The 18,248-nt window shown below is 69.4% G+C and carries 25 protein-coding genes and 1 tRNA gene; 11 read left to right on the top strand and 15 right to left on the bottom strand.

The features are described 5' to 3' along the window. The 11 genes from ssb to ABNX41_RS09495 all read left to right on the top strand — a co-directional run. Nucleotides 1-350 (top strand): single-stranded DNA-binding protein (gene ssb, locus ABNX41_RS09545; protein ID WP_438669499.1); only part of this gene is annotated, 350 nt, incomplete at its 5' end. Continuing rightward, entirely contained in the window at nt 350-541 is a 192-nt protein-coding gene (locus tag ABNX41_RS09540; protein WP_438669498.1) for a hypothetical protein, read from the top strand. The genes ssb and ABNX41_RS09540, both read left to right, overlap by 1 nt. Before the next feature lie 3 nt (nt 542-544). Continuing rightward, complete coding sequence (locus ABNX41_RS09535) at nt 545-967, top strand: hypothetical protein (protein WP_438669497.1); 423 nt, start codon at nt 545-547, stop codon at nt 965-967. Next, nucleotides 964-1,290: an HNH endonuclease gene (locus tag ABNX41_RS09530; RefSeq protein WP_438669496.1), complete on the top strand. Its 327-nt coding sequence runs from the start codon at nt 964-966 to the stop codon at nt 1,288-1,290. Before ABNX41_RS09535 ends, ABNX41_RS09530 begins: the two co-directional genes overlap by 4 nt. A 26-nt stretch (nt 1,291-1,316) precedes the next feature. Further along, nucleotides 1,317-1,580, top strand: a complete 264-nt coding sequence (locus ABNX41_RS09525) for a hypothetical protein (RefSeq protein WP_438669495.1) — start codon at nt 1,317-1,319, stop codon at nt 1,578-1,580. Next, nucleotides 1,577-2,047 carry a hypothetical protein gene (locus ABNX41_RS09520; protein ID WP_438669494.1) on the top strand — a complete coding sequence of 157 codons (471 nt, stop codon included), beginning with the start codon at nt 1,577-1,579 and terminating at the stop codon, nt 2,045-2,047. Before ABNX41_RS09525 ends, ABNX41_RS09520 begins: the two co-directional genes overlap by 4 nt. Continuing rightward, complete coding sequence (locus ABNX41_RS09515; protein ID WP_438669493.1) at nt 2,044-3,144, top strand: hypothetical protein; 1,101 nt, start codon at nt 2,044-2,046, stop codon at nt 3,142-3,144. The genes ABNX41_RS09520 and ABNX41_RS09515 overlap by 4 nt, the downstream gene beginning before the upstream one ends. Further along, nucleotides 3,141-3,470, top strand: a complete 330-nt coding sequence (locus ABNX41_RS09510) for a hypothetical protein (RefSeq protein WP_438669492.1) — start codon at nt 3,141-3,143, stop codon at nt 3,468-3,470. Before ABNX41_RS09515 ends, ABNX41_RS09510 begins: the two co-directional genes overlap by 4 nt. After that, nucleotides 3,470-3,931 (top strand): hypothetical protein, encoded by a 462-nt coding sequence (locus tag ABNX41_RS09505; RefSeq protein ID WP_438669491.1) that lies wholly within the window; start codon nt 3,470-3,472, stop codon nt 3,929-3,931. The genes ABNX41_RS09510 and ABNX41_RS09505 overlap by 1 nt, the downstream gene beginning before the upstream one ends. Before the next feature lie 2 nt (nt 3,932-3,933). After that, nucleotides 3,934-4,179, top strand: a complete 246-nt coding sequence (locus ABNX41_RS09500) for a helix-turn-helix domain-containing protein (protein ID WP_438669500.1) — start codon at nt 3,934-3,936, stop codon at nt 4,177-4,179. Beyond that, nucleotides 4,179-5,231, top strand: coding sequence for a tyrosine-type recombinase/integrase (locus ABNX41_RS09495; RefSeq protein WP_438669490.1), 1,053 nt, complete (start codon nt 4,179-4,181; stop codon nt 5,229-5,231). Before ABNX41_RS09500 ends, ABNX41_RS09495 begins: the two co-directional genes overlap by 1 nt. A 36-nt stretch (nt 5,232-5,267) precedes the next feature. Here the strand turns inward: ABNX41_RS09495 and ABNX41_RS09490 are convergent. The 15 genes from ABNX41_RS09490 to ABNX41_RS09420 all read right to left on the bottom strand — a co-directional run bounded on the left by ABNX41_RS09490 (nt 5,268) and on the right by ABNX41_RS09420 (nt 17,941). Next, a tRNA-Arg gene (locus tag ABNX41_RS09490) sits at nt 5,268-5,344 on the bottom strand. Between the two features lie 12 nt (nt 5,345-5,356). Next, a complete protein-coding gene (locus tag ABNX41_RS09485) occupies nt 5,357-5,821 on the bottom strand; it encodes a GNAT family N-acetyltransferase (RefSeq protein ID WP_438669489.1) in 465 nt (154 codons plus the stop codon). A 96-nt stretch (nt 5,822-5,917) separates the two neighbouring features. Next, nucleotides 5,918-7,378, bottom strand: a complete 1,461-nt coding sequence (locus ABNX41_RS09480; protein WP_438669488.1) for a phospholipase D-like domain-containing protein — start codon at nt 7,376-7,378, stop codon at nt 5,918-5,920. 62 nt (nt 7,379-7,440) lie between these two features. After that, nucleotides 7,441-8,085: a nitroreductase family protein gene (locus ABNX41_RS09475; protein WP_438669487.1), complete on the bottom strand. Its 645-nt coding sequence runs from the start codon at nt 8,083-8,085 to the stop codon at nt 7,441-7,443. A 65-nt stretch (nt 8,086-8,150) separates the two neighbouring features. Beyond that, entirely contained in the window at nt 8,151-8,552 is a 402-nt protein-coding gene (locus ABNX41_RS09470; protein WP_438669486.1) for a CBS domain-containing protein, read from the bottom strand. Next, complete coding sequence (locus ABNX41_RS09465) at nt 8,549-8,737, bottom strand: hypothetical protein (protein ID WP_438669485.1); 189 nt, start codon at nt 8,735-8,737, stop codon at nt 8,549-8,551. The genes ABNX41_RS09470 and ABNX41_RS09465 overlap by 4 nt, the downstream gene beginning before the upstream one ends. Before the next feature lie 59 nt (nt 8,738-8,796). Then, nucleotides 8,797-9,744 (bottom strand): FAD:protein FMN transferase, encoded by a 948-nt coding sequence (locus tag ABNX41_RS09460; RefSeq protein ID WP_438669484.1) that lies wholly within the window; start codon nt 9,742-9,744, stop codon nt 8,797-8,799. A gap of 4 nt (nt 9,745-9,748) precedes the next feature. Continuing rightward, a complete protein-coding gene (nqrF, locus tag ABNX41_RS09455) occupies nt 9,749-10,963 on the bottom strand; it encodes an NADH:ubiquinone reductase (Na(+)-transporting) subunit F (RefSeq protein ID WP_438669483.1) in 1,215 nt (404 codons plus the stop codon). Continuing rightward, nucleotides 10,960-11,562, bottom strand: coding sequence for an NADH:ubiquinone reductase (Na(+)-transporting) subunit E (gene nqrE / locus ABNX41_RS09450; RefSeq protein ID WP_438669482.1), 603 nt, complete (start codon nt 11,560-11,562; stop codon nt 10,960-10,962). Before nqrE ends, nqrF begins: the two co-directional genes overlap by 4 nt. Then, nucleotides 11,559-12,221, bottom strand: a complete 663-nt coding sequence (locus ABNX41_RS09445; RefSeq protein ID WP_438669481.1) for an NADH:ubiquinone reductase (Na(+)-transporting) subunit D — start codon at nt 12,219-12,221, stop codon at nt 11,559-11,561. The genes nqrE and ABNX41_RS09445 overlap by 4 nt, the downstream gene beginning before the upstream one ends. Next, nucleotides 12,218-13,006 carry an FMN-binding protein gene (locus tag ABNX41_RS09440; protein WP_438669480.1) on the bottom strand — a complete coding sequence of 263 codons (789 nt, stop codon included), beginning with the start codon at nt 13,004-13,006 and terminating at the stop codon, nt 12,218-12,220. The genes ABNX41_RS09445 and ABNX41_RS09440 overlap by 4 nt, the downstream gene beginning before the upstream one ends. After that, nucleotides 12,999-13,823, bottom strand: a complete 825-nt coding sequence (locus ABNX41_RS09435; protein ID WP_438669479.1) for an RnfABCDGE type electron transport complex subunit D — start codon at nt 13,821-13,823, stop codon at nt 12,999-13,001. The genes ABNX41_RS09440 and ABNX41_RS09435 overlap by 8 nt, the downstream gene beginning before the upstream one ends. Further along, nucleotides 13,820-15,115, bottom strand: coding sequence for a hypothetical protein (locus ABNX41_RS09430; protein ID WP_438669478.1), 1,296 nt, complete (start codon nt 15,113-15,115; stop codon nt 13,820-13,822). Before ABNX41_RS09430 ends, ABNX41_RS09435 begins: the two co-directional genes overlap by 4 nt. A 193-nt stretch (nt 15,116-15,308) precedes the next feature. Next, complete coding sequence (locus ABNX41_RS09425) at nt 15,309-16,631, bottom strand: 3-deoxy-D-manno-octulosonic acid transferase (protein WP_438669477.1); 1,323 nt, start codon at nt 16,629-16,631, stop codon at nt 15,309-15,311. Then, nucleotides 16,628-17,941, bottom strand: coding sequence for a 3-deoxy-D-manno-octulosonic acid transferase (locus tag ABNX41_RS09420; RefSeq protein WP_438669476.1), 1,314 nt, complete (start codon nt 17,939-17,941; stop codon nt 16,628-16,630). Before ABNX41_RS09420 ends, ABNX41_RS09425 begins: the two co-directional genes overlap by 4 nt. Nucleotides 17,942-18,248 lie beyond the last annotated feature (307 nt).

Genomic DNA, 18,248 nt, shown 5'->3' with positions numbered 1-18,248 from the left:
ACAGCGTAGCCATCATGTCAGAACCGCTCGCCAAGATCGCCGAGCAATATCTGCGCAAGGGCTCGACCGTCTATATCGAGGGCGCGCTGGAGACCCGGAAATGGCAGGACCAGTCCGGCCAGGACCGGTATTCGACCGAGGTCGTGCTGCGCCCCTTCTCGGGCAACCTGACGCTTCTCGGTGGCAAGCAGGACGGTGGCGAGCGCCAGCAGTCCGGTGGCTATGACCAGTCGCCCGCAGGCTACAGCCAGCAGTCGGGCGGGTCCGCATATGGGGCTAACGGCGGCGGCGCGCGCGGCGCGAACGACCTCCATGATGACATCCCCTTCGCCTGCGACCGGAGGCTGTGATGATCACCGACCAGCAAATCCGCGACGACCTGCAAGCCCGGCTCAAGGCGCGCGCCTCGATCATCGGTCACGAGCCCGATGGTGAGGACGAGGCTGCAGCGATTGGCGAGACAGCGATGCGGTTCGACATCCCGGCCGAGCGTGTGCGCGACGTCTGGGCCCGGATGATCTGCTGCGCGGGCGGGGTGTGAGCCATGGCCCGCCGGGAAGCCCCGCCTCTGCCAATCGTGCGCCTGACGCAATCCGGCATCAGCCCGGTATCGCGCTTCGATGCCGACGAGCTGGCGCTGTTCCCGGCTGGCACCGAGTTCGACATGAAACCCCGCACGCGCCGCAGCCTGCCGCAACACCGCACCTATTGGAAGGCTCTGTCTCGCGCCGTTGAGGCAACAGGCCGCTGGCCCTCGCGTGAGGCGCTGCACAAGGCGCTCAAGATCAACGCTGGGCTGGTCGAGCCGATCTTGGATCTGCGCGGCAGGGTTGTGGGGATGCAAGCCAACAGCACCGCGCTCGACGCGATGCTGCAGCACGAATTCCAAGCCTACTTCCAGCGCGCCATGGCCGATCTGTCAGAGGCGATTGGATATGACGCGCTGGCATGGATGGAGGAAGCATGACCCGCCGCAGCATCAGCCGCACAGAGCGGGTCCGCATCTTCGACGGCGCGCAGGGCCGTTGCCACATCTGCGGCGAGAAGATCGACGGCACCTATGAGGCTTGGGACGTGGAGCACGTGATCCCGCTCGAACTCGGCGGCGATGATCACGGCGACAATCTCCAGCCCGCGCACCGGCGCTGCCACGCGGAGAAAACCAAGGGTGACGTGCGCCAGATCGCCAAGGCGAAGCGCGTCCGGGCCAACCATATCGGGGCCCGCCCTCGCCCCAAGAAACCCATTCCATACCGGCTCTTTGATGGAACGCCGGTCTACCCCAGATAGCCCCCGCCACGCGGGAAGGAGACGATATGAGCGAGACGAAAGACGGAGGGGCCGCGTTTCCCTTTTCGCCGCCGTGTGACGCAAACGGTGCGTTGCCCAGCGGCTACCCCTTCCCGGAGCTGGGCATGACCATGCGCGACTGGTTCGCTGGTCAGGCGCTGACTGGCATCGTCGGTGGCTATTGGTCCAACCCCGAAATGAGCGGCCTCGGCCCGACGCAGTTGTCAGCCGAGGCCTATGCCTACGCTGACGCCATGCTTTTCGCCCGCGCGGAAGGCGGTGCGCAATGACCGATGCGCCAAACATCGGCGACGGGCCGACCAAACTCGGCCGCGCCTGCCGCCACTTCGACGGGCGCGCTGCGCTCCTGTCTGATGGCCAGTGCTGCAAGATTGGGCACAATATTAGCAAGATCGTCACGACCGCGAACGGCGGGTCTGATTTTCGGACGGCTTACATGTATCCCTGCCGCCCCGGTCCCGAGCGCAAAGCCGACTGCCCCGACTACGATCCGAAGACGGATTCGGAGATCGCGGCCAGCAAGGCCGCGATGTGCGCACAGATGGATCGGCTCGTGAAAGCCATGCCCCTTCTGAACGGCCTGAGAGCGACGATGGTCAAGGGTCGGATCGTCCACCAGGTCGTGGATTGCCCATTCTGCGGCGCCACGCGGGCCCTGCACGTCACCTGCGCCGTCGACCACAACAATCACATGTCGGCGCGCTGCGCTGAATGCAGGGAAGGGTTCATCGAGTGACCGAGGATCTGCGCAAGCTGTTGGATGAGGCCGGGCCCGCTATGGACGGACTGCGCCGAATCACCGCCGACGATTGGAGCGTTGACATGCCAGGATATGGCGGCTGGACGTTTGTCGGCAAGCGCGAAAATCACCCACGCCTGATCGTGATCGAAACAGGCTTCGGGGCATCGGCTGATCGCAGGCAGGACGCTATCGAGCGGCTTTGCATCATGGCCCCCGACCTCGCGCGCAAGCACCTCGCCGATCAGGATCGCATCGCCGCCCTTGAGGCGGAGGTCGCGCCCCTGCGCGGGCGGGGCATGGCCGCCGGGGTGGAGGCAGAGCCGGTGGCGGGCTGGCCGGAACGGATCTGGGCAGATCAGGACAACCTGACTTGGGTCGAGGCTGACCCCAACGAGGTCATGAGGGGCGATGAGGTCTGTTACATCCGCGCCGACCTCGCCCACCCCTCCGGCGCGGAGAGCCTGTGGGCGGAGGTGAATCGGCTGACGGCAGAAGTCGAGGTAGCATGGAAGGGCGAGCGTGATCAGTGGTTGCACGACTATGATGCGATGACGAAGAAGCGTGACGCCGCGCTGGCCCGTGTCGCGGAACTGGAAGCCGCTCTGGCCACCATCGAAGATCTGAACAAGACCGGCGCAGACGAAAACGGCCACCGATGGGATCACTCCGACCTGATCGCGCAGGAGATCATGGGCGCGCGCGGCGCCATCACCCCGCAGCCGGATGCCGGGCTGGAGGCGGCGATCCGCGAGGCAATCGACCTGATGACCGAGCGGACGCAGGGATCACCAGCCCGGTCGGCCAGTCATAATGCGCGACTGGTGCTGGAGGCCGCCCTCCGCTCCCGCCCTGTCGGGGAGGTGAAACTCAAGCCTATTGACTGGTCTGGCGGGCTCGCGTCGACACCCATCGGTGATTACGTCATCGCCGAGGAAGATTGGGATGAAGATCCGTTCTGGTTTGTGATCTTTAACGGGAAGCCAGTATCCCGGCTTGGCGAACACAAAGACGAAGCATCTGCAATCGCAGCAGCCCAAGCCGACTACGAAGCCCGCATCCGCGCCGCCCTGTCCGGGGAGGGTAAGGGATGAGTGACGCACCGGAACGTCACGATCACTGGTCGGTTCGAGTCGAGACGAGCGGAGAAATGATCGTCCAGATCGAGACAGAATGTCTTGCGGGACGGGAACCATCGGCGGCCGACGAGGAAGCGATCAGAACGGCGGCGCACCATTTGCTGGCGTTCATAGGCGATCCGCATCCTGTCCGCGCCGACGCCTGCCTGCACGGCGAGGCGCTGGAAGAGGTGCGGGCGGCGCTGGTCGATCTGGCGCGCGCATATGCCGCCTGCAACGGCGAGGATCATCCCGCATACATCCGTGCCAGCGCCGACCTCGCGAAGATCGGAGGGGCGTGATGGAAAACCATAGAGACCCGCCAATCGAAGAACTGCCATACCGGTCAGGCGTGACTGTAATCGACATCGGCGACGTGCGCGTGTCTCGCGGGATGAGCAGACGCCCGTATTCGGGCTGCAAGCACCTGCGGCTGATCTACGATTCCCGCGAGCGCCGCATATGGTGCAAGGATTGCGAGCGTGACATCGAAGGCTTCGACGCCTTTCAGATCCTCGCCGAGCGCAGCCACGAATTCAAGGCTGCACTGGACTATCGTGAGAAGCAGATCGCCGAGGCCGAGGCTTTCACGCTGCGCAGCCGGGCCGCGAAAAACCTCGATCACATCTGGCGCTCGCGAACACAGGCACCATGCTGCCCGCATTGCCGCAAGGGGCTGCTACCAGAGGATATGCTCAGCATGTCATCGGTCGGGGTCGAATACGAGCGCAAGCGCCGCGCCCGCATCGCAGGAGGGGAGTGACGATGGGGGCCCGCGCCGAACTCGCATTTGCACCGCGCCTGCTTGGCCACGCGGAGGCGGCGGCTTATCTCGGCGTGTCGCCCACAACCCTGCGCGGCCTGCCCATACCCCGGCGCGTCCTGGGCGGTCGGCGCCTGTTCGACAGGCTCGACCTTGACCGCTACGCCTCTGATCTGCCCTATGAGGGCGATAGCCAGGCTGCGAACGAGGTGGATGAATGCGACCGCCATTTCGGGTTGAAGGGGTGATGCTCCCGAACGTCCAACGCATACGGCGTGGCGATCGATTGCTTTGCTACCATCGGCCGACAGGGATACGACTGCCTGACCTGCCGGAGACTCACCCCGAGTTTGTCGCAGCCTGGGCCCGGGCCGAATCCACGAAACCGGATCACGCGTTCAAGCTGGCGCCTGGGACGATTGCACAAGCTGTTCGCAATCTGCGCGCCTCAACGCGGTGGAAAAACCTCACAAAGTCGTATCAGGGCAGCCTGCGATTTCACCTTGAGCGGATCGAAAATGATCATGGGGCCTTGCCAGTCAAGGGCTTGCGCGAGAAGCACATCGTGACCGATCTGGCCAAGTTGGATCCGAATCCGGCGAACGCATCGCTGAAATGCTGGCGCCTGATTTTTGCCCAGGCGAAGATCGACAATGCGATTGATGCCGACCCTACCGCTGGGATCAAAAAGATTTCAACCAAAAGCCCGGGGCACGCCAGCTGGTCGCAGGCTGAGATTGACATCTACCGCGCCCGCTGGCCTGCTGGAACACCCCAACGGATCGCCTTCGAGCTACTGGCGTGGACCGGGGCCCGGGTCAGCGATGCCGCAGTCATGTCGCGCGCCCATATTGGCAGCGACGGTCTGTTGACTTTCCGCCAGCAAAAGACCGGCGGGCTGGCGCATGTACCATGGACCAGCCCGCTACCTCGCTGGGCAAAGCCATGGGAGGGGGAAAGGGCCGCTGCGCGGGAAATCATCTCGTCCGGCACGGGATTCACATTCCTTGAGACGGCTCAGGGCAAAGCGCGCACGGTGAAAGGGCTGTCCAATCTGATTTCAGCTGCGGCAATAGAAGCAAAAATCACCGGACGCTCCGCCCATGGGCTGAGAAAATACCGCCTGTCGGCCATCGCGGAAGCCGGGGGATCCGCCCACGCGATCATGTCATGGGGCGGGCACTCCAGCCTGTCAGAGGCCGAGGCCTACACCCGGGCAGCCAATCGCCGAGCAGTCGTGACGGGGGAAGAACAAGAACAGAACGATGTAAACGCTGTCCGGAATGACTGTAAACGATGAATTTTTACTAAGTAATTCAGTATCTTGCGCCAGATATGGCGATCCCGGGAGGATTCGAACCCCCGACCAGCCGCTTAGAAGGCGGCTGCTCTATCCAACTGAGCTACGGGACCACTCGTCCCCTTTTAGCCAAGCACCTTCGTCATGAAAACCGAATTCGGATCCTCATCGTAGCCTTCGAAAGGCGGGCAATCCTCGAACCCGGCCTTGAGGTAAAGCGCGCGCGCCGGGGCGAAGATCGGCTGCACCCCGGTTTCCAGCGAAAGCCGCCGGTAACCCCGGGCCGCCGCCTGATCCAGAAGATACGCCAGCATCCGGCGCGACAGGCCCCTGCCCCGGTCCTCGGCCAGCACATGCATCGACTTGACCTCGGCATGTCCCGCGTCGATCCGCTTGATCGCGCCCATGGCCACCGGGCGCCCCGCCTCGCGCAGCACGAAAAAGGCGACGCCCGGCACGGCAAGCCCTCCCGCATCCATCATGTGATTGCTTCCGGGCGGGGTCTCGGCATGCATATCGGCGCTGTGGCGCGCGAAGAGAAGGCCCAGATCGGGGGCGAGGGGGCTTTCCTCGGCAAGGGTCGTGGTCATGCGGATCTCATCGGAAGGGAATGCGGGCACCCTCCCGCGAAAACGCCAGACTGGCCGATTGCGCCCCCGGAATCAATACGATCCCGAAGCCGCGTGTCACAGATAGGGCGAGCCGAGCCAGAGGATCCTGTCGCGCAGCCGCGCCGGGAAGGGCCTTGCGCGCAGCGCCTCCAGCGTGACCTCTTCCGAGCGCGCGATCCCGGCGTCGATCCGCGCAGCGATCCGCCCCGCCATGGCGATATCCAGGATCTCCAGGTCGGTCTCGAAATTCAGCCGCAGCGAGCGCGAGTCGAGGTTTGAGGAGCCGACGAAGCTCCAGACCCCGTCGATCGCCAGAAGTTTCGAGTGATCGAACCTTCCCGGGTCGCGCCAGATCCGGCAGCCCGCGCGCAGCACCTGGTCGAACTGGGCGGTCATCGCATGGGCGACCAGAACAAGGTTGTTCTGTCCGGGCACAAGGATGCGGATATCTACGCCGCGTCGCGCGGCGGTGGTCAGGGCGCTGGTCAATTCGCGGTCGGGCAGGAAGTAGGGCGACATGATGCGGATCGAATGGCGCGCCACCGAAAAGGCCCCCATCAGCACCTTCTGATTCGCGGCCAGATCGGCATCGGGGCCCGAATCAAGCGCCCGCACCAGCATGGGCGCGGTGAGATCCGCACCGGCCCGGGGCTCGACCCGCCAGGCCGCGCCGTCCAGATCCTCGCCGGTCGCGAAATGCCAGTCGGCGGCGGCGATGGCGAGAAGATCGGCCACCACCGGGCCGGTGACGCGGAAATGGGTGTCGCGCGCGGCGGCCTCCAGGGCGAACTCTCGGGTGAAGCCCTCGCGGATGTTCATGCCGCCGGTGAAGCCGGTGGCGCCATCGACGACGACGATCTTGCGGTGGGTGCGCAGATGGGCATAGGGCAGCCGCAGCGTGACCAGGACGCCGCTGTTGAAGGGCGCCGCGCGCAGGCCCGCCCGCCGCAGGTGCCTGAGGATGGTCGGGCGCGAATAGCGCGCGCCGAAGGCATCGACCAGGACCCGCACCTCGACCCCGCGCGCCTGCGCGGCCAGCAACGCCCCGGCCAGCCGCAGCCCGATGCGGTCGTGATCGAAGATGTAGCTTTCAAGTATCACGCTGCGCCGCGCGCCCTCGATGGCCGCGATCATCGCGCCATAGGCGGCGTCGCCGGTCTCAAGCATCTCGATCCGGTTGCCGCCGCAATGGCGGAACTGAGAGACATTGTCTCCCAGCGTCGCCAGCGCCTGGAACCTTCGTCCGAAGCCCTGGGAGATCACCCCGGGCTGAAGCGTGGGATGGACCGCCCCCGGATGGCTAAGCCCCGAGACCGAGCGCCCCTGCGCCCGCTTGTCCCTGCGGATCCGGTTCACCCCGGCGGCGATGTAGATCAGCGGGCCAAGGATCGGCGACAGCAGGGTCACCCCCACCCAGCCGATGGCCGCGCGCACCTCGTCCTTGGTCATGGCGGCATGGATCGCCGTCACCACCGCAAGCACGAAGGAGACGGCGAGCACGAGGTAATACCACTGGGTCGGCAGGTAATCGGCCATAAGCGCATTTCAATCACGGATCGGGCCCGATGCGAAGCCCGACCCGCAACGCGCGCGGCGCCTTATCGCGGCACGCCGACCGGCTGGACATAGGTGACGATGGATCCCTCGGCCAGCGAAAGCGCCGCCGCGATCACATCGCGGTTGGCCGCGCCGCCGATCAGGCAGGTGCCAAGCCCCTCGGCCACGCAGGCCAGATAGACGTTCTGCGCGGTCACGGCGGCATTCACATGCGCCCCGACGGCAAGCGCCTGATCGTCGGCGCCCTCGGCCGCCGTGCGCAGCCGCGCGCCGTCCGAGACATAGATCAGCAGCGCGGGGGCGCGGGCGACAAAGGCGCTGTCGCTCGCCTCGGCACGGATGTCGCGGTCGAGCACCCGCTCCAGCGTGTTGGTCCCGGGCTGGTGCAGGAAGACGCCCTCGGCGGTGGCGACATGGAGGTCGGTATCATAGGCGCTGCGCCAGGACGGCGCGGTGCGCCCGCCGGTTTCGGGCCGGTTCACCCCGTTCGCGGCCCACAGGAGGCGCAAAAGCTGGTCCTCGGGCAAGGGTGCGGTGCCGAAGCGTCGCACCGACTGGCGGCCCTCAAGCGCCTCTTGCAGGGTGATCCCGGCTGGGCCCGCGGCAAGGCTCGGCGCGGCCGAGGCGACCGCGATCGGCGCGGCGGCGGATCCGGCAAGGAACAGGCGGCGGTTCAGGTCTTTCATGGTCTTCTCCTCTCGATTGACGGCAGATCCGCCCCGACGGGTTGGGGGCGGCGTTTCGGTATCGGTCAGCGCCACTGCCGCGACAGCGCGCGCAGGACGTCGGTGCGGCTGATCTGGCCCACCAGCCGCCCGTCCTCCAGCACCGGAAAGCGGCGGTAGCTGCTGGCGACGAAGCGCTCGGCGGCGCTGACGAGGTCGAGCCCGGCGTCCAGCGTCTCGACCTCGCGGCTCATCAGATCGGCGACGGTGCCGCCCCATTCCTTGTAATATGCGGCGTTCAGCGCGGCCTTCAGCCCGTCGCGCTTGGACAGGAAACCCACGAGCTGCCCCTCATCGTCCAGCACGCAGGCGCCAGAGACGCCGGTGTCGAGAAGCAGGGTGATGGCGTGGATGATCTCCATCCCCGCGCCAAGGGTGACAAGCTCGGTCTGCATGTGATCGGCGACGGTGGCGATGGCATCGGTCATGGCGCGCGGCCCTCCTGCCTTTGCGAATGCGCCCCGGCGGCCCGGCGGGGGCAGGCGTGGCAGGCATTGGCGCAGGCCAGCCCGCCGCAGGATCCCTTGATCGGCGGGCGGCGCAGGATCGCGCCCAGCCCCAGCCCAAGGGTTGCGAGCATGAAGAGGATCAGCCCCAGAAGGATCGTCTGCATATGTCCTGCCTTTCTTGGCATTTCACGTTGCGGCGCCCGAAGGCGCCCGGGTTGCGGCCTCAGGCCAGGGCGGCGGCGAAGCGCGCGTTCATCACCGCGCGCAGCCCTTCGCCCTCGCGCAGCAGCAGCAAAAGCCCCACGCCCTGCGCCTCGGCATGGGCGGGGGCGCGGGCCTCGCCCATCACCCAGAGCGCGGTCGCCAGCGCATCGGCCGCCATGGCGCTTTCGGCCAGGACCGAGACCGAGGCGATCCGCCCCTCGACCGGCGCGCCGGTCAGCGGGTCGATGGCATGGGACCAGCGCCGCGCGGCGCCGCGCCCCAGATCGAAGCCGTTCACCTGATCGCCCGAGGTCGCCACCGCCCCCGATCCCGGCCGGATCCGGGCATGGATGCCCCCGGTCAGCGGATCGGAGATGCCGATCCGCCAGTCGCCGGAAACCCGGATCTCGCCGCCGATCTCCACCAGCCAGTCGTCGGTCCGGGCCGACAGAAGCGCGGCCACAAGATCCACCGCATGGCCCTTGGCGATGCCGCAGGGATCGAAGGTCACCCGCCCCTCGCGCCGGATCAGGGCACCGTCCAGCGCGATTCGCCGCCAGTCGCCCTCGCGCCCGCCCTTGATCGGGCCAAAGCCCCAGCGATTCACCAAAGGCCCCAGCGTCGGGTCGAAGGCGCCGCCGCTGGCCGCCGCATGGTCCAGCGCGGCGCAGGCGACCCGGGCGAAATCCTCCGAAACCGCCATTTCCGCCGAAACGGTGTTGAACCGCGTCACCTCGCTGTCGGGCCGGAACGGGCTGAGGCTGCGGTCCAGCCGGTCGAGCGTGGCGCCGATGCGCCCGGCCAGCGCCTGCGGGTCGGAAAGCCCGCGCGCCCGGACCTGCCAGGCGGTGCCGAAAGCGCGCCCCGCAAGCCGCGTCACATCCGGCGCCCCGGCCACGCCCCGCAGCGGCGCCAGCCCCGCCACCGCCGCCAGCCCGAAAAGCGCACCGCGTCTTGTCCATTCCATCGGCCTAGATCCCGAAATCGTCATTGTGGATATCCTCCGGCTCGACCCCGCAATCCTCCAGCATCGCCCTGACCGCCTGAATCATCAGCGGCGGACCGCAGAGGTAGTATTCGCAGGCCTCGGGCGCGGGATGGTCGCGCAGCCCCTCGCGGAACACCACGTCGTGGACGAAGCCCGCGGCCCCGGTCCAGCCATCGCCCGCCGCGGGCTGGCTGAGCGCGGGCGTCCAGCGGAAATTGGGGTGTTTCGCGGCCAGCGCCTCGAATTCCTCGGCATAGAACAGTTCCGCCCGGCTGCGCGCGCCATACCAGAAGCTCATCCGCCGCGCGGTGCCCCTGAGCGTCAGTTGCTCGTGGATCATCGCGCGCAGCGGCGCCATGCCGACGCCGCCGCCGATGAAGACCATATCACGCCCGGTCTCCTGGACGCGGAAGTCGCCATAGGGGCCGGCGATCTCGACCGGATCGCCCTCGCGCAGCCCGAAAAGCCAGGACGAGACCACGCCCGGCGGCACATCCCCCGCCCCCGGCGGCGGCGTCGCGAGGCGGATGTTGAGCGTGACGAGCCCGCGATCCTCGGGCCGGCTGGCCACCGAATAGGCCCGCGAGACCGGCACGGCGCTTTGCGCCACCAGATCGAGGATGCCGAGCTTGCGCCATTCCTCGGCGAAGGGCTGGTCGATCCCGGCATAGGCCAGCCGGTAGGGCGGCGCGGTGACCTGGACGAAGTTCCCGGCGCGGAAGTCGAAGACGGCGCCCTCGGGCAACGCCAGGGTGATCTCGCGGATCAGCGGCGTCAGGCTGCGGATCCGCGCCACCCGGCAGACATGGCTGGCCGAGCCCAGCACGTCCTCGGGCACCGTCACCGCCATGTCGGCGCGCAATGTGACCTGGCAGGCCAGCCGCACGCCCGCGCGCAGATCGGCGGGGGAAAGCCGCGCGGCTTCGGTCGCGAGCGGCCCCTGCGTGCCGCTCAGCCCCGAGACGCGACAGAGCCCGCAGGTCCCCTGCCCGGCGCAGCCCGAGGGCACCGGCACCCCGGCGGCGTTCAGCGCGTCGAGCAGCTTCTGGCCGCTCTGCGCCTCGACCCGCCGCTGGCCGTTGAGCGTCAGGGTGACCGGGACCGAGGGCAGCAGCCGCCCGCGCAGATGTTGCAGCGCCAGCGCCAGCAGCACGGTCAGGCCGGTCAGGAAAACCAGTGCGATCAGGATCTCGATCATGGCAGGCGCACCCCCACGAAGGCCGAAAAGCCCATCGACATGATGCCGCCGACGATGAAGGCGGCTCCCAGCCCCTCAAGCCCCTTCGGCATGTCGGCATAGCGCAGCCGCTCGCGGATGGCGGCGAAGGCGGTGATCGCCAGCGCCCAGCCGATGCCGGTGCCCAGCCCGTAGACCGCGCTTTCGGCGAAGGTATAGGCGCGCTCGACCATGAAGAGGCTGCCGCCGATGATGGCGCAGTTGATCGCAAGCAGCGGCAGATAGATCCCCATCGCGGCATGCAGCGCGGGGACGAAACGCTCCAGCAGCATCTCCAGCACCTGGACCATGGCGGCGACGATGCCGATGAAGGTGATCAGCCGCAGGAAGCCCAGATCGACATCGCCCAGCCCCGCCCAGGCCAGCGCCCCCGGCCCCAGCACATGGGCGTAAAGCAACTGGTTCAGGGGCACCGACATCCCCTGCACCACGATCAGCGAGATGCCGACGCCGAAGGCCGTCTCCACCCGGCGCGAGACCGCCAGGAAGGTGCACATGCCAAGGAAGAACGAAAGCGCGAGGTTTTCTTCAAAGATCGAACGCTGGAACAGGTCCATCATGGCTGCGGCCCCTTCCCGCTTTCACGCATCGCATATTCGCGCGGTTCCGCCAGTTGCGGGCGCAGGCTGCGCAGCGCCCAGACCAGCAGCCCCAGGATGATGAAGGCCGAGGGCGCCAGCAGCATCAGCCGCAGCGGCACGAACCAGCCGCCCTCGGCCTGCGGCAGCAGGATCTGCCAGCCGAACAGGCTGCCCGCGCCGAAAAGCTCGCGGATCGCCGCCACGCTCATCAGCACAAGGCTGTAGCCAAGCCCGTTGCCAAGCGCGTCCAGCATCGACGGCAGCGGCGGGTTGCGCATGGCGAAGGCCTCGGTCCGGCCCAGCACGATGCAGTTGGTCGCGATCAGCGAGACGAAGACGGTCAGGCGCTGGCTCATCTCCCAGGCGAAGGCGGCCAGAAGCTGGTCGGCCACGATCACCAGGGCGGCGATGATGGTCAGTTGCAGGATGATGCGGATCTGGCCCGGGATATGGGCGCGGATGGCCGAAATGATCCCCGCCGACAGCGTGACCACCACCGTCAGCGCGACCGCCATGGTCAGCGCGGTGCCCATCGCGGTGGTCACCGCCAGCGCGGAACAGATCCCCAGGATATGCACCGCCACCGGATTGCGGTCGACCAGCGGATCGACGACCTGCCTCAGGCCCGAAGTGGTCATGGCTGGATCCTCCCCTCGCGCAGGTTCTCAAGGAAGGGGCCGAAGCCGTCGTCCCCCATCCAGAAATGCACCATGTCGATCGCGCCATAGCCGGTGACCGAGGCGCCCGAGATCGCCTCGATCTCGTAGGGGCCCGAGGCGCCGGCCAGGATGTCGATGACGATCATGCCGTCCTCGGCGATCCGCTTGCCGCGCCAGCCCGCGCCGAATTCCGGCTCGGCCACCCGCGCGCCCACGCCGGGGGTCTCGGCCTGGTCGTAGACCGAGAAGGCGGCCACGGTGTTCAGGTCGGCCTCAAGGGCCAGATAGGCCCGGATCACCGATTGATAACCCGCGCCGCGCACCGGCAGCACGACCAGCGCGGGCGCGTCCCCGCGCCGCACCAGCCAGACCAGCGACTGGTTCTCGCGCATGCCGATGGCGGCCAGATCGGCGGCGGGCGAAAGCCGCGTGCTGCGCGCGGGGTCGAGGCTGGCCGCGGTCTGATCGAAATCGGCCGGGTCGATGTCGGCGACCGTCCCCGAGGCCAGATCGACGACCAGCGTCTCCAGCCCGCCCCGTTCCAGAAGCTCGGGAATGCCGGGCAGGCTTTCCAGCATCTCGACCATCAGCCGGTCGCGGGCCGCCATGCGGTTGGCCTCCTGCACCGGGCGCAGAAGGACGGCGGTGACCGAAACCGCCAGCCCGCAGACCAGCGCGACCAGCGCGGCCATGCCCACCGATTTCACCGGGTCGGAATTGGGGCGGGCCAGAAAGCCGCGCCAGAGCGCGCGCGGATCAGCCATGGCGCAGCCTCCTTTCGCGCCGCATCGCGCGGCGGACATGCAGCGACAGAACGACATGGTCGATCAGCGGCGCGAAGATCTGCGCCAGAAGCGCCGCGAAGACCAGCGCGCCGAAAAGCGGCCCGGCGGTGGAGAACAGCGCCGCCAGCCCGCCCGCGACCAGCCCATAGGCCAGCCGCCCGCCCCGCGTCCGGCCCGAGACCACCGGATCCGCGACCAGCCAGGCCAGCGCGATCAGCAGCGCCCCCGCCCCCGCGGGATCCGGGAGGCCGGAAAGCCCCGCCAGCCAGACCATGCCGAAGAAGCCCGCCAGCGCCCCCGCCAGCACCGAAAGCCGCGCCTGCCCGGCCAGGACCAGCAGGACCGCCCCCGGAAGCGCCAGCAGGGCCGGGATCGCCACCCCCTCGCGCCAGGGCTGGTCGGCGAAGGAAAAGGCCAGGAAGGCCAGCGCCAGCACCACCGGCTGGACGAAGTTCCGCCCGCGCCCGCCGAAGATCAGCTCGCCCAGCACCACGCCGAAGCTGGCCCCCAGCACGATCTGCCAATGCGGCGCGCCCTGCGGCACCAGAAGCGCGATCAGCACCGCCGAGGTCAGCGCATGCAGCGCGCTCGCCTGGCCACGCAGGCGGTGAAACAGCAGATGCCAGCCGCAGACCACGCCAAGGCACAGCAGAAGGCGCGGCCCCAGCCAGGGATCCTGCCCCGCCAGCACCGCCACCGGCGGCAGCAGGCCAAGGAGCGCCGGAACATCGTCGCGCAGCGGGCCCGAGCGGAGAAAGGCTTTGCGGAAAGGGCCGGAGCCCGGGGAAAACCTCATGCCAGCGCCTCCAGCTCGTCCAGCGTCTGCCGCAGGAGCGTCGCGGTATCGGCGCGCATCACATGGCCAAGCGCGGCCAGATCCTCTTCCACCAGCCCGAGCGCGCCAAGCCGCCGCGCGCCCTCGGCATCGCCCGAAGCCAGCGCGTGAAGCAGCGGCAGCGCCGGGATGCCGGGCGGGGCGAGGTGCTCGTCCCAGGCATTGGGGATCAGGGCGCCGGTGCCGTGGACGGATTTGCGCAGCCGCCGGGCCAGCCTGCCGAGCGCGCCGCCAGCGGGCGCGACCTGCCCGATGGCGGTGATCTGGCGGATGCCCGGGCGCAGGCGCGGAATGGCAAGGCCGCCCGCCTCCGGCCCGGCCAGAAGGCGATGTCCGCCCGGCTTCAGCCGTCCGGCGGCGATCTCGGAAAGCGCCATGCCGGGCAGCACCGAGACCAGCCCCGGCCGCGCCACCCCCGGCCCCGAAAGCGCGACGACCCGGCGCGCGGAAATCCGCCCGCCGCCAAGCAGATGGCCAAGCGCGATCACCTCGGGCCAGCCGATCTGCCAGACCCGCCCGCCACGGGCGACGGGATGCAGCGCATGGATATGGCGGCCCGGCAGGCCCGCCCCGCGACCGCCCGCGAAGGCGCGCGGCGTGACGCCCGGCTGCTCCGGCATGGTCAGGCCCGGCGCATGGCACAGCCAGACCCGCCCCGGCGTCAGCAGCCGCAGGGCCGCGAGCCCGCGCGCGAAGGCCTCGCCCTCGGCCGCGATCAGGCCCGAGGCCTCGGGCGCGCCGGGGGCGCTTTCCATCGCAGTGACGAACAGCGCCTCGGGCGCCTCCGAAGGCTCGGGGCGCGGCACCCGGCCGAAGGGGCGGGTGCGCAGCGCGGGCCAGAGCCCGGCTTCGATCATCAGCGCGACAAGCCCCTCGCGCGTTCCGGCCCCCGAGAGATCGAAGACCTCGCCGTCTTCGGCGGCTTCCCCCGCCTCCCCCGGGTCGGGCAGGATCTCAAGCGCGGCGACGCCTCGGCGCGGGCCCGGCTCCAGCCGCGCGACCCGGCCCGCAACAGGCGAGACGAGGACGACCCAGGGGCGGCGACGGTCCGACAGCAGCCGCGTGCCGACCCGGACCCGGTCGCCCTCGGCCACCGCCAGCACCGGGCGCAGCCGCGCCAGATCGCCGTCGTGCAGGGCGATCACACCCGCGGGCGACAGCCGCTCCACCGGCCCGCCGACCAGGCCGGTCGCCGCCGGTTTCAGCCGATCGAACCACCCGCCGGTTCCGATGACGCCCGTCTTCCATGGCAATGGCACATCCCCCTGCTGCCGCCGCGTCCCGGCCCCGGGGAAAGGCGCACAGGCGAAAGCCATGCCGCGAACCCGGGGTCCAGAGCACCACCATGACGTGTTTCGGGAAAGGCCACTTTGACACGCATCAAAAGCAGCCATGCAATTTTCACATGGCTCCAGCCGACCGGCCGGCCTGCGGGCAGGGCCCCGTTCAGCCCTTGCGCGGACCCGGCCCCACCACCGCGTCGATGGCCGCGAGGGTGCGGGCGCTGGCGCCGCGATGCCCGGCCAGAAAGGCCTCGATCCGCGCGGTCAGATCCGGCATCGGCTGGCACAGCGCCCGGGTCAGCGCCGCCGCATCGGGCAGGCTGAAGGCGATGCCCGCCGCCTCGGCCTCGGCGAAGGGGAATTCGATCGGCCAGACATGCGGGCCGGTCAGCACCGGCTTCATCATCATCAGGGGCTCGATGATGTTATGGGCGCCGCGCGGGATGAAGCCGCTGCCGACCACGACCCGGTCCGAGAGCGCGAGGTAGAAGAACATCTCGCCCAGCGAATCGCCCAGGAAGACATCGGGCGCGGCCTCTGGCAGCGCGCCCTTCGGCACCAGATCGGGGCCGAGCGCCGCGCTGCGGCGCAGGACGCCCAGCCCCGCCGCCCGCAGGCCCGCCGCCACCGCGTCGAACCGCTCGGGCGCGCGGGGGACATAGACGATCAGCGGCGCGACGCGGCCTTCGCGCCCGGCGGCGGCGATCAGATCGCGGATCACTCCGAGGTAAAGCGCCTCCTCGCCCTCGACCCCGCTGGCGATGGTGATCACCTCGCGCCCCGGCGCCAGCAGCGGGCGCAGCCGCGCCGCCGCCTCGGGCTGCGCGGGCGGCACCGGCTGGTCAAAGCGCAATTCGCCGGTGACGGTGACATTGGTCAGCCCGACCGAGGCGAAACGCGCCGCCTGAAGCGGCGATTTGACGAAGGCCCCGGCAAAGCCCCGAATGACGCGCTGGCGCAGCCGCAGCCCCCGGCTGTCACGCGCCAAGGGGCGGGTGCCGTATTGGGCGTTGCACATGTAAAGCGGGATCCCGGCGCGGCGGGCGGCGAAGATCATCGCGGGCCAGATCTCGACCTCAAGCGTCAGGCCGATGCGGGGGGCGCAGGCACGAAAGAAGCGCCGGTAGCACCAATGCATGTCGAAAGGCACCCAGACCGCCGCCAACTGGCCCGAGGCGATCTCGGGCGCGAAAAGCCGCGCGGATTCGCGCCGCCCCGCCGGGGTGAAATGGGTGACCACCACCTTCTCACCCCGCGCCAGCGCCAGCCGGATCAGCCCGGTGGCCGAGCGGATCTCACCCAGGCTGACGGCATGGAACCACAGCCCGCCCTGCGGCAGCGGGCGGCGGTAGAAGCCGAACCGCTCGCCCAGATGGGCGGTGTAATCCGGGTCGCGCCGCCCGCGCCGCCACAGATAAAGCACCACCACGGGCAGGAAAACGAACCACAGCAGCCGCCAGGCCAGCAGAAAGAGCGTCAGGATCAAGGCTTCCCTCCTGAAAGCGCGATCAACTCGCGCGCGAGCGGGATAAGGGCCGCCCGCGCCCCCTCGACAAGGGCGCGGGCGGCGGTGCCGGGCGCGGCGCCGGGCGCGGGTTCCACCCGGGCGAAGGCGTCGGAAACCGCGCGGGCCAGCGCGGCGGGCGCCTCGGGCCCCAAGGGGATCTGACGTACGAGCCCCGCCTCGGCCAGATCGCGGTAATCGGCGCCGAAATTCGCGGTATCCGGCCCCGAGATCACCCCGAGGCCGAGGCAGACCGCCTCCCAGGGGTTATGGCCGCCGGTGGCGGCCGCGCCCTCGCCACAGGATCCGCCGATGAACGCGGCCCGGGCCAGGCGATACCACAGGCCAAGCTCTCCGAAACTGTCGGCCAGAAGCACCGCCGCCCCGGCCCCCGGCACGCCGTCGCGGCTGCGCAGCGCATGGGGCAATCCGGCTGCGTCCAGCGCCCGGGCGATCTCGGGCGCGCGGTCGGGCAGGCGCGGCGTCAGGATCAGGAGCGCGGAGGGATCCTCCGCCCGAATGCGGCGCTGCGCCTCGATCACCAGCGCCTCGTCCGCCGGATGGGTCGAGGCCGCGACCCAGACCCGCCGCCCGGCCAGCGCGGCCGTCAGCCCGGCAAGCTGCACCGGATCGGCGCCAAGCGGCGCGGCGGCGGGCTTGAGCGAGCCGGTCACCACCGGCGCCACCGCGCCAAGCGCGCGCAGATGCGCCGCGCTGGCCGCATCCTGCGCGGCGACCAGCCGGAAACGGCGCAGGAGGTCGCGGTAAAGCCCGCCAAGCCGCGCCCGCCTGCGATGGCTTTGCGCGTTCATCCGCGCATTGACATAGGCCAGCGGGATCCCCCGCGCCGCCGTGTCGCAGATCGCCCCGGGCCACAGGTCCTGCTCGGACCAGACCGACAGGTCGGGCCGCCAGTGGTCGAGGAAGGCGCCGACGAAATCCGGCCCGTCGAGCGGCAGGAACTGATGCCGGGTCAGGGGCGGCAGATTGGCGCCGATCACCCGCGCCGAGGAACGCGCGCTTGAGGTCAGGAGCACGTTCACCCCCGGCGCCTCGGCCTGGATGGCCTGGATCAGGGGGCGCAGCGCCATCACCTCGCCCAGACCCACGGCGTGGAACCAGAAGAGCCGCCCCGGGGGGCGCGGCAGGTTCGCCTGGCCCAGCTTCTCGCCGATCCGGGCCGGATCCTCCTTGCCGCGCCGCAACCGGCGCCGCAGAGCCCTGCGCATCACGGACTGAAGCGCCGGACGCAGCGCCATATAGGCGCGGGTCTGCCAGCCGTCGCCGCTCATGCGCAGGGCCTGCCAGAGGGGGCCGCGATCCGGCGGGTGCGAGGGCGGCGGGGCCGGGCAAAAGAGGATGCCGCGCAGCCGGGCGGGAAGGGATCGGATCGGGTCATTTCCGCTCCTGTCTGGCGGGCCGCGACGCGGCGGTTTGGTGCGGCGCGGGAAGACCCCGCCAGACCCACGGCCCGACTAAGGTCCGAACGGGGACGCGCCGCCGCTTTTGCCACGAAAGCACGCCGGTGGTGAAGCCCTGCCGCGCCCGCCCAGGCCCCGGCAGCCTTCCTCGCCCCGACGCCCAACCCCCTCAGCCCTC

It is taken from the genome of Pseudogemmobacter sonorensis (genome assembly GCF_042762395.1).
GTDB classification, from domain to species: Bacteria; Pseudomonadota; Alphaproteobacteria; order Rhodobacterales; family Rhodobacteraceae; genus Pseudogemmobacter; species Pseudogemmobacter sonorensis.
The sequence above is the reverse complement of the archived record's forward strand: the minus strand, read 5'-3'. Positions and strand labels throughout refer to the sequence as shown.